The organism is Pontibacter flavimaris, assembly GCF_001907195.1.
Lineage (GTDB): Bacteria > Bacteroidota > Bacteroidia > Cytophagales > Hymenobacteraceae > Pontibacter > Pontibacter flavimaris.
Window position 1 is genome coordinate 1 of sequence record NZ_LVWA01000008.1, and the last position, 15,575, is coordinate 15,575.

Genomic DNA, 15,575 nt, shown 5'->3' on the forward strand with positions numbered 1-15,575 from the left:
CGGTCACGACCGAGTAATTAGTTGAACTGGCGATCTGAGGCCCCATGGACATGCCCAGGTACAAGCCCTTGAGTTGTCCCACTAAAACAGGTTCTGCGAAGGTTTCCCCGTTATCCCTGGAGGTGGCGCAGTAAATCTTATCCTCCAGGCCATATACCACCCGGGTAATGCCTTTGGGATCTACAGCGATTTGTGGCTGTTGGCCTGCTGTGAGCAGAGTAGAAGTAGTGGTTCTATTTTCTGATTTGCTGCAGGAGGTGTTTAAAATCAATAGCAATACAAACGACAGGAGTTGTAAAGATGCCCTCATGTATTTACAGGTATAAGATCGAAGTTTAGTGTAAGATAGAGAATTTCCGGAAAGATCGTGGTAGGTAGGGCGACCTGCCTGATGAAAAAGGACAGGCCAGTAACTGTGGCCGTTACATAACCTGGTGCTGGCGGTCGCGATCATGTAAAGAGAAATCGCCTGGTAGTTCGGTAATAATAATCGTTAAAAACAAGGAAGAGGAAGAACGGGCAAGCTTTTCCGGTAGTAGTTGTATTCAATCACTATTAAAATAGGCGAGGCTAGGGGAAGGCAGCGCGATTACAATAGCTCCACCTAAAACACCAGTCCTATCGTTATAGTTGTGGTTACCAAAAAGTGATGAAAACGCATACGCAGAATAGCCGTTGACTTACATAGTGGGTTTCTTGGCTGCTTGCATTTCTTAATGCCTACTTTAAACAAAGACAAAGAACTACGTTGAGGGATACCATGGACCACAATTTTTGTAAAAACCAAAGCAACAGACTGGCCATGTGCAGACGCTACAGTATCATCACCAAGAAAATGGAGTCGAAGGGCACGGTACGTGCTGCCCGGCTGCTGGAGCAGGCCCAGGCTGACAACCGCTTTAACGCGGAGCGCATCTGGGGTGTGGTGGGCACGGTAAGGACCTTTGGCACATGACTTCGCTTTTTGCCCTTGTCGACTGCAACAACTTCTACATGAGTTGTGAGCGCGTCTTCAACCCCTCGCTGGAAGGCCGGCCGGTGGTGGTGCTGAGTAACAACGACGGCTGCGTGATCGCCCGCTCCAGCGAGGCCAAGGCGCTGGGGGTCGGGATGGGCACGCCCTGTTTTGAGCTGCGGGAACTGATCAGAAAGGAGGGGGTGCTGGTCTTCTCCTCCAACTATGAGCTCTAGGCGACATGTCGGCCCGCGTGGTGGAGACCCTCTCGCAGTTCAGCCCCAGCGTGGAGGTATATTCCATTGATGAGAGCTTCCTGGACCTGGGAGACTTTTATAAGACGGATCTCCTGGCTTATGCCAGGGAAATCCGGGAGACGGTGCGCCAGTGGCTGGGCATGCCGGTAGCCGTGGGCGTGGCCCCCACCAAGACCCTGACCAAGGTGGCCAACCGGCTTGCGAAGAAGTCCCCGAAGGCGGACGGGGTGTTGGTGCTTACCAATGAGCGCCACATCGAGGCGGCCCTGAAGCGTACGGAGGCGGGCGATGTATGGGGAATCGGAAGCCGCTACGCCCGTAAACTCGCCGGCTACGGCGTGCACACGGCCTGGGATTTGCGCAACGTCACCGACGCCTTCGCAAAAAAACAGCTGACGGTAGTAGGCCTGCGCACGGTGCGGGAGTTAAGGGGCGAGGCCTGCATCGACCTGGAGCTGGTGCCGCCCGTAAAGCAGAACATCTGCACCTCTCGCTCCTTCGGAACGGCCATCCTGGAGGTAGGGGAGATCGCTGAGGCGCTCACCACGCACGTGGGCTCTATCTCTCTATCCAGAAAGCCAGCTCAGTCTCTCTTAAGGAGCTATCACAGGTATAAATGTCTGGTGAAATTTAAGATAAGCAGCTTTTGATGTTGAAATCCTTAGAAGCTGACAGGAAAGAGTCTGAGTTATATTAAAATCCTATTTCAATTCCAGCTGTGCTCAATATGAAGGCATGTACGCACTGCATTCATCACGTCTTAAGCAGTATTCTTTCTTTGACTTCCCGGGCATTTCGAAAGGGGTACATGGCACGAACGAGTTCTCGATGACCTCGCTTCGGGTGCCAATGGATGCGGCATTAGACTACTGAATAAAGCGCTTTGATCGTCTGAAAGTAAGCTACGCAGGCGTTAAGGAGCAGTTTAGCAAAAAAACGCTTTCCTTCGTTGATTTTGATAATCAACAATACCAGCTGATTTCAGATGAGTTCAATAAAGGCGTGGATGCAGGAATTCCCTGGCAAAAAGGTCCGGTTTCGCTGAAGTATGCCATCACAGGTTTAGGACCTGTTTTCGTTCGAGTTGCAGACCTTAATGCCTTTAAGGAGATACTGGAAAAAGTGCTCTTATTTAAGGAGACTGCGCAGGAAGGGGCCTTCCACTTATTTGAGATGGGTGAAGGAGGAAACGGGGCCTCGGTTATAGTTGAAGATAACCCTGATCTGCGGCAGGCACAACAAGGTTTTGGCACGGTACATCATGCAGCTTTTCGCGTTGCTGACCGGGCTGTGTTAGACGAATGGACAGAGCATATGAGCAACATCGGCTTACCTACATCAGGCTATGTTAACCGTTACTTTTTTGAGTCCTTGTACACAAGAGTGACACCTCAGATTTTATTTGAGCTTGCAACAGATGGCCCCGGGTTCATGGGAGACGAGCCTTACGAAACGCTGGGGAGAAATTGTCACTACCTCCTTTCCTGGAGCCTAAACGTACACACATAGAAAAACTGGTTCGGCCTATTGATACGGTGAGAAGCACGAAAGAATTCATTAAAGAATAAAAGGAGTGAAGTGAACAGTTATTACTGAAGAAATCAGGGACCATATGCGAGGCACCCTGATTAGGCTTTTATCGAATTTTAACTGATAAAGTCATTTTAAATTCAATTAACTCTATCGTACGGATAGCTCCATAAATAGAGACATTATGCAGAAGCCATAGCCCTTCTGAGATTCAACACTCATGCACCTCAGGTGGCAATGTCATACTTATATGCCCATTCTTTATGCTCAATCCGCAACAAATGACAAAGACGATTAAACCACACTACGACAACCTGATCATTGGTTTTGGTAAAGGCGGAAAAACCCTGACTGCCTGGCTGGCTAAAAGAGGGGAACAGGTTGCCCTGGTCGAAAAGTCTGATAAAATGTATGGCGGGGCCTGTATCAATGTCGCCTGCATTCCTACGAAAGCGTTGATAAAAAAAGCCGAAGAAAAGATGCCGTACCAAAAGGCGTATGGTCTGAAAAATGAGCTGACATCTTTTCTCAGAGAGCTCAATTACGATAACATTGAAAAGTTACCTGCCGCAACAGTAATAACAGGCGAGGCCTCTTTTGTTTCACCTAATGAAGTGCTGGTAAAGATGCTCCGGAATAAGGAAGAAAAACGGATCACAGCCAACCGGATCTTCATCAACACGGGCTCGCAGCCTTTTGTACCGCCCATACCAGGTATAGACAGCGCCAAAAATGTTTACACCAGTATTTCCTTGCTGGAGCAATCTGAGCTGCCTGAAAAGCTGGTCATCATCGGCGGGGGATTCATCGGGCTGGAGTTTGCCGATATGTTTGCCAAATTCGGTGCAGAGGTAACCGTGCTGGACAGCGCTGATGAATTTTTACCCAAGGAAGATGAGGATGTGGCAGATGAAGTGCACAAGGTACTGACAGGCAAAAGAATAAGCATCGTAACGGCGGCAGATGTTCAGAGAGTAGAAAACACGGACGGAGATCAAGTGAGGGTGGAGTATAAAGATAAAACAGGGGAAACAGTCTTCCTGCAGGCCTCGGCTCTTCTGGTAGCCACTGGCAGAAAACCCATGACAGAGGAGCTGAACCTAGAGGCCGCCGGAATAAAAACAAATAAAAGGGGCTACATCGAGGTAGATGCGTCTTTGAAAACGAACGTCCCCCACATCTGGGCCATAGGCGACATCAACGGGGGGCCTCAGTTCACCTATATTTCCCTGGATGATTTCCGGATCATCCGGGATCAACTATCTGGGGCAGATTATACCTCTGTTGAACAGCGAAACCAGGTCGCTTCTTCGGTTTTTATTACACCTCCCTTGGCGCACATCGGTTTGCGGGAGCGGGAGGCACTTGAGAAAGGCTATGAGATTAAAGTGGCCAGACTTCCGGCCTCCAGTGTGGTCAGGGCAAGGATAGAGGGTGACACCCATGGCTTGCTGAAAACAGTGGTGGACAAGAAGACGAATAAGATTTTAGGCTGTACCCTGTTTTGCACAGGGGCAAATGAAATGATCAATACCATTCAGGTGGCCATCAACTGCGGCTTGGACTACCAGATGGTCAGAGATACCATTTATACCCACCCATCCATGACAGAAGCCTTTAACGACCTGTACGCCTTGATTTAATGTCAAGGAATAGCTTCATGGCAAACTTTTAGAAAAGGATTTTATCTACTTTAAATTGACTCGGTTTTAGTGAAACTTACACTCCTTTTTTGTAGCAATCGTATAGGTATTAGGCCTGTGATTGTGCATTCACCCTTCCTTTGTTTCCGGTACGGCACTGTCGCGATAATCCTCTGTATATATTCATCCTTTGTTCATATTCAGCTACTTACAACATAAAAAGTAGAGATGGGCAGAAAGTTTTAAATAAAAACTGTTCTGTTGTTACTCTTCGTTGGTGGCAGGCAATTCAACCGCCTGATACTAAATACCAATGCTTCGCTACAACCTGTTTTTAAGCGGAATACAAGTGTTGGTTTTAGCAGGTTCAAAACAAGTTGCGGTCACGCAATGCATTGTGGATGAAGTGGAATTAAAACTCTGTATAAATGAAATATTTCTACTTTCAGCAAAGTATAAAACCTCAATGGGCCTTGTTGCTGCTACTCTACCTGTTAGTGATAAGCCCGGCCAAAGCCCAGGAACAGAAACCGGGAAAAGGCCTGGAAGTATACGGTTTCATCATGACAGATATAGGCTACAATTTTGACCAGATTGATCCCAACTGGTTTGATGCCATGCGGGTCACCAAACTTCCCCAATATGAAAATCAATTCGGGCCGGATGGGAGAATATTCTTCAGTGTTCGGCAAACACGGTTGGGGGTAAATAGCTGGACGCAGACTCCTTTGGGCCAATTAAAAGGCACATTTGAGTTCGATCTTTTTGGATCAGGGCCCGATGTCGGTCAAACCGCCTTTCACTTGCGGAGGGCTTATGCAGAGCTGGGGAGGTTTTTGGTCGGGCAAACAGAAAACACTTTCACCGATACCGATGTTTTTCCCAACATCCTGGATTATGGAGCGCCAACAAGTCGGGCATTGCTGCGCAACATCCAGGTGCGGTACACCAACGCCGGCGAGCAGAACCGCTGGGCGATAGGGTTGGAACAGCCTGGCGCCACTTCGGATGAAGGTGTATATGCCGACCGGATCGATCTACAAAATGTAAGGCCCGAGTTCAAGGTGCCGGATCTTACAGCCGAATACCGCAAAGTGACCCGGAACGGGCATATCGAACTGGCTGGTGTCTTAAAATGGATCAGGTGGGAAAGTACCACCCCCGCCCCGATTGACCTGAGTGGAGATGAAATAGGATGGGGTTTCAACCTTAGTTCTGCACAGCAACTCACTCCCCGGACCCGGTTCAAGGGACAACTGGTGTATGGCAAGGGCATTCAGAATTATTTAACCGATGCTGCTGCTGATATTGGCATTGAAAACAATTTCGACAATCCCACCAGGCCTTTGGTAGGTGTTGCCTTACCGGTAGCAGGCGGTTTTGCCTTTCTGGAACATAAATGGACGAGTGCCTGGAGCAGCACGATGGGCTATTCCAGGGTGCGCATTCACAACTCAGATGCGCAGGCAGGCAATGCGTTCAAAAATGGCCATTATGCCATTCTCAATTTACTCTACCAGCCCTTTTCTCAATTCCTGGCGGGTGCTGAACTGCAATGGGGGAAAAGAAATAATTTCAGCGATGGATTTGAGTCCTCTGCCGTCAAAGTACAGCTTTCGCTCAAATACACTTTTTCCCATACCATTTATGAGAATGCAGCTGAATGAGATACTGCCGGAAACAGTAATTTTTAAAAATTATTAAAACAATTCTGTATTATGAAAAACCTATCTTTTTTTATTGCAGCCCTTGTTATAGTTGCGTGCAATGGAAAGCCTACAGCAGAAGAAAAACAGAAACCTGATTCTTCAGAAAGCGAACTAGTAAACAACAGTGATACGCTGCTAAACAATAATGATACACAGTTAAACAAAAATGATACGCTGCCGCCTCCCTATGCTACCAAATCGGTTGTAAAAACAAGCAAGGAAATTGGATGGCCGGCTGGTAAAACACCTGTTGCGCCGGAAGGCTTTACCGTTTCCAGATTTGCAGAAGGACTTCAACATCCCCGATGGATCTATGTTGCCGCAAACGGGGATGTATTTGTATCGCAAGGGGATAACGAAAAGAGCGCGAATAATATCTTACTCTTTCGCGATGCCAACAAAGACGGTACAGCCGAAAGAAAATCTGTTTATCTAAGTGGTTTGAATATGCCCTTGGGGATGGTCATACTGGATAACAAATTTTATGTAGCCAACAACGATGCTTTAATAGAATACCCCTACACTGCAGGTGCCACTTCAATCAAAGATCCGGGGAAAAAGATTGTTTCATTACCTGGAGGCAAACGACACTGGACAAGAAATGTCGTTGCCAGTAAAAACGGTGATAAGTTTTACATATCAGTAGGTGCTGCATCAAATATTGCTGAAAACGGGCTGGATAAAGAAGAAGGGCGGGCCTTGATACTTGAAGTGAATAAAGACGGAAGTGGCAAAAAGGTATATGCCAGCGGGCTGAGGAACCCTGTAGGAATGGATTGGGCACCCGGCACAAATGTATTATGGACTTCGGTAAATGAACGTGATGAACTGGGTGATAATGTGCCACCTGATTATTTGACCAGTGTACAGGAGGGCGGATTCTATGGCTGGCCTTATGCCTATTGGGGACAAAACGAAGATCCGCGCTTCAAAGGCCAAAAGCCTGATTTGGTTCAAAAATCGATTAAGCCCGATGTATCACTCGGCCCGCATACCGCATCCCTGGGGCTGACATTTTACACAAAAGAAAACTTTCCGGAAAAATACAGAAGCGGTGCTTTTGTAGGGCAGCATGGCTCCTGGAACCGCTCTAAGTTCTCAGGGTATAAAGTTGTATTTGTTCCATTTGCAAATGGAAAACCGACAGGTGCTGCCGAAGATTTTCTGACAGGCTTTATTGCCAATGAAGAAAAGAGCGAAGTGTATGGACGCCCCGTTGGCGTGGCCGTCGCAGCAGATGGTTCTTTGCTCGTGGCTGATGATGGAAATGGAGCAAATATTATTTGGAAAGTGAGTTATAAAAAATAAAAAGGACCATGAAGTGTACTATAAAAAGTTGGTAATAAGAAGGTAATCCGGTAATGTATTTAAATAATTGGTGGTTCAGTTACATAGGATATTTCAAAAAGACATAGTATAAAGACGCCTTGGAGCCATGATAGAATTTCTGTGGACTCAGGTCTTAGGTGGTTTGCATTAGTTAACCGATCTAGAGCAGGCCTAACCTAAAGCGACCTTCCTAATAAGTAGCTGTTTATCGTTGTGGTTTTGGATCAAAACATAGCCTGGAGAATGTGCGTAACCTTTAGAACATGGCAAAGATACCGGAGCTTTATTAGTTCGGTAGAAAACGCTTGAGCCATCTCCACTCTGCCTTTTGCCCTCACCCGATAACGCTGCTACAACACCTGAGTTGTACAAATCACCTTTATATTAAATTCAAAAATCGGTTTAATATGAAAAAGAAATTCTTTAATGCGAAACTCTATCGCAACGTTTCGGCTACAGAAATGGTGGTTGAGGACGGAAAAATCGCTCAGATTGGGACTGATCTGCCAAAATGTGAGGAGGAAATCGACCTCAATGGGAAGTTGGTTTTGCCTCCTTACGTAGACTCCCACTTACACCTGGATTATGTTTACACCGGAAGAAACGACGGTGGCAAGATTAAATCAGGGACGCTTTTCGAAGGCATCACGCGCTGGCATGACATAAAAAAAACACAAACGAAAGAGGATGCCCGGGAACGGGCACTGACCGCCATCCGAGAAGAGGTTTCGCAGGGTGTACAGTTTATCCGTACGCACATTGACGTAACGGACCCAAAACTCCTAGGCATGCAGGTCATGCTTGAGTTGCGGGAGGAGTTGAAAGACACTGTCACCATCCAGATCGTGTCTTTCCCGCAGGAGGGAATGTATGCTTACAAAGGCGGCTATGAACTGGTGGAGGAAGGCCTGAAGATGGGGGCGGATTGTGTCGGAGGAATACCACACTTCGAGTGGGCCCGGGAGATAGGGGAGAAATCGGTGCACAGCTCGGTGGAGCTTGCCATGAAATTTGGTAAGATGATTGACGTGCACTGCGACGAGACAGACGACCCGATGGCGCGTTTCGTGGAGCTGCTCAATGCCCTGACCATGATAGAAGGAGCCGGTCACAGAACCGCAGCCAGCCACACCTGTTCATTTGGCAGTGCAGACGATGCGTATGCGCACCGCATGATGGGCTTGTTCAAGGCCAACGGCATGAATTTTATTGCCTGCCCCACCGAAAATGCCTACCTGCAGGGCCGCCAGGATACCTATCCGAAGCGCCGTGGCCTGACCCGGGTGAGAGAATTTCTCAGGGAAGGCATCAATGTCAGTTTCGGGCAAGACTCCATCAACGACCCCTGGTACCCCCTAGGCAACGGAAACCTGATGAATATCCTCGACAACGGCATCCACTTAACCCACATCGCTTCATACGATGAACTGGAAACGGCTTTTGATCTGATCACCTACAACGGTGCCAAAACCATGATGTTGGAAGACCAGTATGGCCTGGAAAAGGGTAAGCCAGCCAACTTTATAGTTCTAAACGAAACTTCCTCTTTTGAAGCGATCCGTCAAAGAGCTGACGTACTGGCCTCTGTTCGCAACGGCGAATTCCTGTTTCGTCGCAGAGAACCGGAATATGAGATTCCGTTGGACCTCTGATCCTGAGCCGAAGGTTAGCTCAAGGTCTTTTTCGCAAAGAAGGAAATCAGCAGGCCCGGAATAGCCAAGGCGATGGCCATTGTAGTCAGGACCATGGGGGAGTAAATGCCAAGCAGCAGCCCGGCACCAGACGTTGCCAGCATAATGGAAAAATTGAAGGCAGAAGACTGCACTGAGGTGGCTACGTCCTTGGCACTTTCTACCTGCCTGCTCACAGCCGCCTGAAACAGCGTTACGAGCGGGCCAAATGAAAGTCCCCACAGGAAGAAAGCGAAATGGGCTATACCTGTCGTTCCACCAAACAGTATAAAGACAAGCATGGAAACGATCAGCAAGGCAAACATGGCCACAGTCAGCAGCCTCAGGTATAGATCCGTGTATTTTATGGCCAGCAGGACAGAGATCAGGGAGCCGGCCCCAAAAAGCAACAAAGCGCTTTCTATTCCGCCGGCAAGTTCTATTTCATCCACCAGGCTGGTGATGTACACATATACGCCGTAATGTGCGCTCACACCAAGCAGCGTAAGCAAAAGGACAATTAAAACCGCCGGAATTTTGAGCAGGGCAAACGGCGAAGAGCTTTTAGTGAGTTTCTCTCCCGGCGTAGAGGGCAATACGAAAATGCACAGCAGGGCAATAGCCAATATAAATATACCGAGCGCTATAAATTCAGTACGCCAGCCATATTCATTGCCGATAAAAGTTACGATCGGCATCCCCAGGCTGATGCCCAGGGTGTTTCCCGCCATGATGACCGCGATGGCCTTGCCGTGTTGCTCCTCGTTAACCAGGCGCATGCCGTAGGCTGCAATCATGGGCCACATCACACCGGCACAGATGCCGCCAATAATCCGGAGAAATATGATCACCGTGTAATGTAGGGAGAGGCCCGCCACAATATTTGAAACAGCAAAACCCGCCAGCAAAACCAGTAACAAAATTTTACGGTTGAACTGCATGGTCAGTGACACGAGCGGAATCGCGAAAATAGCAGAGGCGATGGCGTAATACCCCACCAAATTACCGCCCTGCACCTCACTGATGTTCAACTCTGCCATCATTTGCGGGAGAACGCCCGAAGGCATCAACTCCGAAAGAATCCCGACAAATGTTACAGAGGACATCAACACCATGATCAGCCATGGGAAATGCACATTATCACTGATAGCAGTTTGTTGTTGGTGCATGAGATTTATTTTTAGAGCCCTTTTTTAAATTTTGTTAATTCTGATAGAGTGAGATACCCTACTTCTTTGTTTCCAGACTGGTTGTATCATTTGGTGCAAAATCTTACAGCCACTTTTGCCCTTGGTGCCTGCAGGAGTTCATGTCTGCAGGAAGCGACGCAAATCACTTTGTAGCGAAACTATAGATTTCGCACTGCTGCACTCAAGTGGATTGTATCTTAAATTTTCCAGCGATTTTTCTGGATTTTCCATGTCGAGGCTGCACTCTTTTTAACAGTTTGAGCGATGGTTTACAGAAATTTGTTAATCACAAATATATACGGAGCCCATCTGTCCATGGACACGTCAAAAATCAAACAAATGGCTTTCAATATTTCACTAGCGGGTGGTGCGTATTAATCTGTAATTGACAATCTTTCTTTGGGTACCCAGGAAATGGAGGCCTGTATTTTTCTTTTCACTGTCTTGTCCTGATAAAGGTTGACAGTATCAAATGTTAGCTTCTTCAACAGGTTTACACTTTTCACGACTCCGAACCCGAGCTCATCCACTGTGCCCTTAAGGCGCTTAGGGAGATCTACCGCCCCGGCTTCCGCTACCGTATAACCGGTCTGCTGCTGCTTGACCTGGTGCCCAGCAGTTCCGTACAGCCTAGTCTGTTGGGATACAGAGGACAGGGAAAAGCACGCGTAACTTGTGCAGACGCTGGATAGCTGGCGGGAGCGCTTCGGCCACAGTGCTCTCAAGTATGGGGCGCAGAGCACGGCACAGAAGTGGGGGCTAAGGCAGTAGAATCTCTCGCCCTGCTACACCACGATCCGTCTCTCGGATCTGATTAAGGCAATGTGACGTAAAAGAGGTCTTGCCCTACGCGGAACTGACCCAGGCTGCGTTACATGGTTGCACCCATGCCAAGCTGATGTGCTTCCAAAGTTGCGTATGCCAGATATTCTGTGACCCATTCAATAGCTATGACAAAACACTTTTGCCGATACCTTCTTCTGCTATTCATAGTCCTCTCAGGCTGCAAGGGCTCGGAGGTCGAGCCACAGAAGGCACTGACCCTGGAGGAGCAGCAATTGCTACTGGGAAACCCCAGCGGGGCCACAGCGGATGCCGGCAGTCCCGAGATACAAACGAGCCGGCGACTGTGCCGAGTTTAGCCGATAAAAGGGACAGCACAGCATGGAAGACCAGGCACAGCCAGCACACACCAAGGACTAAGGACCACGTGTTGGCCCCTCGTAAAGAGCCAGCCTGAATTCCCCGATCTTCTACTCCTGCACAAAGCGGGATCTTGGAGGAACCCGTAAAAACACGGCCTCGTGGAGCACCGAAGCCCCGGCAGAAGACCTTTACGAGATGGGAAGCGACGAAGAAGTGTAAAACAGGCTGCAGGAGCATGTGAGGGTACGCTTGCTTTTTCAGGTATATTACCTTAGTTTACAGTACATTTTCTACCGGATTGCTCACCTTAAACTATAGCCAATGTCAACAGATCGTCGCAGGTTTCTGCAGCAGCTGAGCGGTGCCGCCGCCGTCCTGGCCGGAGCTTCCCTTTTAGGCCCTGATGTCTTTGCCGCGCAGCCACCCAAAAAGCTTTTCTTTAAGATTTCGCTTGCGCAGTGGTCGCTGCACAAGTCACTGTTCAAAAAAGAGATAGACACACTGGACTTCCCGCGGCTGGCCCGCGAAGTATACCAGATAGATGCGGTGGAGTACGTGAACCAGTTCTTTAAAGACAAAGTCTCCGACCAGCAGTACCTGCGCCAGCTGCTGCGCCGCAGCCAGGACTACGGCGTGGTTAACAACATGATCATGATTGACGAGGAAAGCGACCTGGGCGATGCGGACCAAAGCAAGCGGCTGAAAGCCGTGGAGGTGCACAGCCGCTGGGCCGATGCCGCCAGGTTCTTGGGCTGCCGCATGATTAGGGTCAATGCCTTTGGCGCCGGCAGCAAGCAGGAGGCGAAAGAGGCCGTAGTGGATGGGTTGGGGCGGCTGGGCGAATACTGCCACCAGATCGGTCTGCAGTTGGTCACCGAGAACCACGGCGGCCTGTCGTCGGATGCCGAGTGGCTTGCCGACGTGCTGCGGCAGATTGGCCAGCCCTACGTCGGCTCCTTGCCGGATTTTACCAACTGGTGCCTTCGGCGCGAGGGGCCCGGCTTCTGGGGCGGCAAATGCCTGGAGGAGTACGACCCCTACAAAGGCGTGGCCACCCTGATGCCTTTTGCCGCCGGCGTAAGCGCCAAGGCCTTTGACTTTGACGCGGAAGGCAATTGCCTGGATATCGATTACACCAGGATGCTCCAGATTGTGAAAGACGCCGGCTACACCGGCTATATCGGCATCGAGTATGAGGGGGAGAGCCTGCCGGAAAAAGAGGGCATCCTGAAAACGAAAGCCCTGCTGCAGCGCGTAGGGGCCAGGCTGGGCGAAGTAGAAGGCAGCCGCCGTAGGTAGCGCCTCTGAAGGGGCAAGCAATGCCGGGTTTACGATGTCATTTTAAAATATAAACCCGATTTTGCTGTCGCTACTGGTGAATGGCTACAAAAGAAGCTGGTCAAGTCCAAGCTCCTTCCGCAACACCACCCTCCCTGCGCTCTACCTACATGACGGTCGCTTCGCCACCTTCGAGCAGGTACTTGAGTACTATACTTCTGGCATTGAACTTTCCGCCATGCTACCACCATAGCTGCGAAAGGAATAGCAGGCATACCGTTAAAGGCGCAGAGCAGGAACGAAACATCATGTTTTAAAAACTTTGACAGAAGAGTCATTTGGCATCAAATAGGGTTAGCATCTGTCAGGGAGTAACCGTAATTCCTTTTGCGCAATCAACATGAAAGGTGAATCTAACCGAGCTTTTCTTGATATCAGCCTGCTTACTGTCTCAGTACTTCTAACGACAATGACATGGGCTGAGGTAAGTATTTAAGCCATATGGATTACAAATGATACCGACTGCCTTTCATAACATGCTTCTTGCGTCTGTAACTCAGATAGAGTTTGCCTTCTAATTCCTTCTACCCATACCGCCACTTTGGACTTTTAGGGTAGCGGGGATTAGCCCTGTCTAAACTATTACACAATGGAGAATATTAATGGCTTGATTTTTTTAATATTAAACCCTGTTTCTGGATTAGAAAAGGAGTATAATTTGGTGAGGGGGCAAATTCTGATACCAGAGTTTTGCTTTAGAATCCCCTTTACCGCCTGTGCCTGTTCGGACTCATAAAAGTAGAGGCGAATACCTCTCTTGTTGACTGGGATTTCCTTGTTACTTACTTTTAAATAAACCGTACCCACAGAAAGCTTGAGGAACGCTGCAGCCTGCGCGACAGTAAGCATTTTCTCCTCCTTCTCGGGAGCCTATCTTTCCAGGAGAAGCTGCTCAATGCGGCTCACGCACTGCCTGAGGAAGTTTTTCAAACGTTAGATATTCTATACTTATTTTTCATTAAAGTGTAGAACAAAGCACAACATGAATGATTTGGGATTACCTGCAGATCTCATGAGCTATCACTTAAGCTTAAGGATGATTCGATTGGCCGCTTCCCGCTTCGAACGATCTATCACCTTGACATAGATCTATGTGGTCTTTAACTCCCGGTGTCCCAGCAGTTTTGAGACGGTGTAGATGTCTGTTCCGTGTGAAAGCTGCAGCGTGGCATAGGTGTGCCTGAAACCGTGAAAGGTGACGTATTTTGTGATGCCTGCTGCCTTTACCCAGTCCCGTAAAAGCGTATTGTTTTGGGCAGAATACGATAAGTCCTGAAATATTGCTTTTAAATGCAGATAGAGTTATTAAGTATCGTTAGAGTTAAATAAGTCAAATAAACTTTCGTTTTCAGTGCTGAGGTATAAATACTGTTTTTTTGGTACAGCCGAGGTGCAACACCAATATAAACTTAAGAATATTGTTTTTGCTTAGCAATAAGGCGAAGACGCAAAAAAGCCTGATTATCAAGTGTAATCAGGCTTTTGGTTTGTTGTAATATTGGCTCATTTAGGGATCCTACTTACCGATGCAGAAAGTACAGATTTAGTATAACTGGTTGAAAATTAGTATTATATATAAATTCTAAGCTTGCCAAGGTACATCTGGTGCCCAAATCTATGCACTTTCTATAATCCCCTATTAGTCTAGAATTAATTTATGTATTTTGTGCCGAAATAGTTGATGCTAATTAAGGTATATATATAATAGGTATGGATATTACAGACGCTATAAAAAAGCTCGAGATTAATAAAAAGTACCCTGATACGGTACTAAGTGGATTTAAAACTTTAGATGAATTTACTGGGGGGTTCCAGAAAGGTAACCTTTACATTATAGCTGGTAAGTCATCCATGTGTAAATCTGCCTTAGTACTTAATATTACTAGGAATGTGACAGTATCGCAAAATAAGGGTGTTTTGTTTTTTACATTAGAGCAATCTAGTGAAAAGCTATGCAATAGGCTCCTTGCAATTGAGAGTGAGATAGAGCTAGATAAAATTTGTAGTGATAAGCCACTAGAGGCTTATGAATGGGCTAAAATAGAGCTGGAAGTGAATCGTCTCACAGAAAAGCCACTATACATAGATGATGAAAAAATAACTATTAATAAACTTGCCAACTATGCACAAAGAATGGTAGAGGAGCATGGGGTTAAGCTAATCATAGTAGATGATATTCATAGACTGGCCATAGCAGATGAGCTAAAGAAAGCTACAGCCACAAGGGAGCAGGAGGTTTCACATAATGTACGAGAATTGAAAGCTCTAGCCTTAGAGCTAAATTTACCTATCATAGCTATATCTCAGCTAAATAAGGGCTCAGATAATAAGAACCCTTACGCCAGTAAAAAACCCATCTTAGCAGACCTAAAGGACTCTGGCTCTATAGAGGATGAGGCTGATATGATTATGCTCTTGTACAGGCCTGAAAAGTATGGGTTTACAGAGGATGATTGGGGTATGCCCACAGCAGGAGTAGTGACCGTTACTATAGCTAAAAATAGGGATGGGAATACCACCGCTCCAGATAAAGGGCTAAAATTAAAATTTATTGATAAATATGTAAAGTTTGCAGAATATGAGGAGGATGATTTCAAAAGTTTTGGCTTTGACGCTCTCCCTAACAGTACCTTTGACGCTGATACCCCTGCCTCTATACGCTTAGGTAGCCGTATGAATGATGGTGGTGGGTCTGGGGGATTCCCTTATTCAAATTTTGATGAGGAGCCACCCTTTTAATCCTGCTTATTATAGCCCCTTAGAGTTTCTAAGGGGCTTTTTTGTTTTATAAGGGTAGTACAGAAATTT

Annotated in this window: 14 protein-coding genes and 1 pseudogene; 11 read left to right on the forward strand and 4 right to left on the reverse strand. The window is 47.5% G+C overall.

The features are described from left to right. Window positions 1–310, reverse strand: a pseudogene (locus tag A3841_RS13355) (hypothetical protein); the annotation flags it as partial. A 450-nt stretch (window positions 311–760) separates the two neighbouring features. Between A3841_RS13355 and A3841_RS13360 the strand changes: the two are divergent. The 8 genes from A3841_RS13360 (at window position 761) to A3841_RS13390 (ending at window position 9,075) form a co-directional block, all read left to right on the forward strand. Next, the gene (locus A3841_RS13360) at window positions 761–955 is read left to right on the forward strand and encodes a hypothetical protein (RefSeq protein ID WP_073852851.1); all 195 of its coding nucleotides are present in this window, start codon (window positions 761–763) and stop codon (window positions 953–955) included. Beyond that, the gene (locus tag A3841_RS20725) at window positions 952–1,191 is read left to right on the forward strand and encodes a Y-family DNA polymerase (protein WP_262502597.1); all 240 of its coding nucleotides are present in this window, start codon (window positions 952–954) and stop codon (window positions 1,189–1,191) included. Before A3841_RS13360 ends, A3841_RS20725 begins: the two co-directional genes overlap by 4 nt. Window positions 1,192–1,196: 5 nt before the next feature. Further along, window positions 1,197–1,862 carry a Y-family DNA polymerase gene (locus tag A3841_RS13365; RefSeq protein WP_262502598.1) on the forward strand — a complete coding sequence of 222 codons (666 nt, stop codon included), beginning with the start codon at window positions 1,197–1,199 and terminating at the stop codon, window positions 1,860–1,862. A gap of 352 nt (window positions 1,863–2,214) precedes the next feature. Then, the gene (locus tag A3841_RS20790; RefSeq protein WP_206073102.1) at window positions 2,215–2,721 is read left to right on the forward strand and encodes a VOC family protein; all 507 of its coding nucleotides are present in this window, start codon (window positions 2,215–2,217) and stop codon (window positions 2,719–2,721) included. A gap of 284 nt (window positions 2,722–3,005) precedes the next feature. Continuing rightward, entirely contained in the window at window positions 3,006–4,385 is a 1,380-nt protein-coding gene (locus tag A3841_RS13375) for an FAD-dependent oxidoreductase (protein WP_235861413.1), read from the forward strand. A gap of 428 nt (window positions 4,386–4,813) precedes the next feature. After that, window positions 4,814–6,052: a DcaP family trimeric outer membrane transporter gene (locus tag A3841_RS13380; protein ID WP_073852853.1), complete on the forward strand. Its 1,239-nt coding sequence runs from the start codon at window positions 4,814–4,816 to the stop codon at window positions 6,050–6,052. 51 nt (window positions 6,053–6,103) lie between these two features. After that, window positions 6,104–7,402, forward strand: a complete 1,299-nt coding sequence (locus A3841_RS13385; protein WP_073852854.1) for a PQQ-dependent sugar dehydrogenase — start codon at window positions 6,104–6,106, stop codon at window positions 7,400–7,402. Between the two features lie 482 nt (window positions 7,403–7,884). Then, the gene (locus A3841_RS13390; protein ID WP_235861414.1) at window positions 7,885–9,075 is read left to right on the forward strand and encodes an amidohydrolase family protein; all 1,191 of its coding nucleotides are present in this window, start codon (window positions 7,885–7,887) and stop codon (window positions 9,073–9,075) included. A 14-nt stretch (window positions 9,076–9,089) separates the two neighbouring features. On the opposite strand, the gene A3841_RS13395 is transcribed toward A3841_RS13390, so the two are convergent. Further along, on the reverse strand, window positions 9,090–10,262 hold the full coding sequence (locus tag A3841_RS13395; RefSeq protein WP_073852856.1) for an MFS transporter: 1,173 nt from the start codon (window positions 10,260–10,262) through the stop codon (window positions 9,090–9,092). A 696-nt stretch (window positions 10,263–10,958) separates the two neighbouring features. Here A3841_RS13395 and A3841_RS20840 point away from each other — a divergent pair. Both A3841_RS20840 and A3841_RS13410 read left to right on the forward strand, forming a co-directional pair. Next, window positions 10,959–11,054 (forward strand): DUF4113 domain-containing protein, encoded by a 96-nt coding sequence (locus A3841_RS20840; protein ID WP_394332894.1) that lies wholly within the window; start codon window positions 10,959–10,961, stop codon window positions 11,052–11,054. A gap of 696 nt (window positions 11,055–11,750) precedes the next feature. Then, window positions 11,751–12,728: a sugar phosphate isomerase/epimerase family protein gene (locus A3841_RS13410; RefSeq protein WP_073852859.1), complete on the forward strand. Its 978-nt coding sequence runs from the start codon at window positions 11,751–11,753 to the stop codon at window positions 12,726–12,728. Between the two features lie 621 nt (window positions 12,729–13,349). On the opposite strand, the gene A3841_RS20845 is transcribed toward A3841_RS13410, so the two are convergent. Next, window positions 13,350–13,616 carry a helix-turn-helix domain-containing protein gene (locus tag A3841_RS20845; protein ID WP_073852860.1) on the reverse strand — a complete coding sequence of 89 codons (267 nt, stop codon included), beginning with the start codon at window positions 13,614–13,616 and terminating at the stop codon, window positions 13,350–13,352. 240 nt (window positions 13,617–13,856) lie between these two features. After that, window positions 13,857–14,063: a tyrosine-type recombinase/integrase gene (locus tag A3841_RS20730; protein WP_317042493.1), complete on the reverse strand. Its 207-nt coding sequence runs from the start codon at window positions 14,061–14,063 to the stop codon at window positions 13,857–13,859. Between the two features lie 414 nt (window positions 14,064–14,477). Between A3841_RS20730 and A3841_RS13425 the strand changes: the two genes are divergently transcribed. Next, window positions 14,478–15,506: a DnaB-like helicase C-terminal domain-containing protein gene (locus A3841_RS13425; protein WP_073852861.1), complete on the forward strand. Its 1,029-nt coding sequence runs from the start codon at window positions 14,478–14,480 to the stop codon at window positions 15,504–15,506. Window positions 15,507–15,575 lie beyond the last annotated feature (69 nt).

Coding starts and splice junctions, on each gene's coding strand:
- A3841_RS13360 (WP_073852851.1), top strand. CDS start 761: ATGGACCACAATTTTTGTAAAAACCAAAGCAACAGACTGGCCATGTGC.
- A3841_RS20725 (WP_262502597.1), top strand. CDS start 952: ATGACTTCGCTTTTTGCCCTTGTCGACTGCAACAACTTCTACATGAGT.
- A3841_RS13365 (WP_262502598.1), top strand. CDS start 1,197: ATGTCGGCCCGCGTGGTGGAGACCCTCTCGCAGTTCAGCCCCAGCGTG.
- A3841_RS13375 (WP_235861413.1), top strand. CDS start 3,006: ATGCTCAATCCGCAACAAATGACAAAGACGATTAAACCACACTACGAC.
- A3841_RS13380 (WP_073852853.1), top strand. CDS start 4,814: ATGAAATATTTCTACTTTCAGCAAAGTATAAAACCTCAATGGGCCTTG.
- A3841_RS13385 (WP_073852854.1), top strand. CDS start 6,104: ATGAAAAACCTATCTTTTTTTATTGCAGCCCTTGTTATAGTTGCGTGC.
- A3841_RS13390 (WP_235861414.1), top strand. CDS start 7,885: ATGGTGGTTGAGGACGGAAAAATCGCTCAGATTGGGACTGATCTGCCA.
- A3841_RS13395 (WP_073852856.1), bottom strand. CDS start 10,262: ATGCACCAACAACAAACTGCTATCAGTGATAATGTGCATTTCCCATGG.
- A3841_RS13410 (WP_073852859.1), top strand. CDS start 11,751: ATGTCAACAGATCGTCGCAGGTTTCTGCAGCAGCTGAGCGGTGCCGCC.
- A3841_RS20845 (WP_073852860.1), bottom strand. CDS start 13,616: ATGCTTACTGTCGCGCAGGCTGCAGCGTTCCTCAAGCTTTCTGTGGGT.
- A3841_RS13425 (WP_073852861.1), top strand. CDS start 14,478: ATGGATATTACAGACGCTATAAAAAAGCTCGAGATTAATAAAAAGTAC.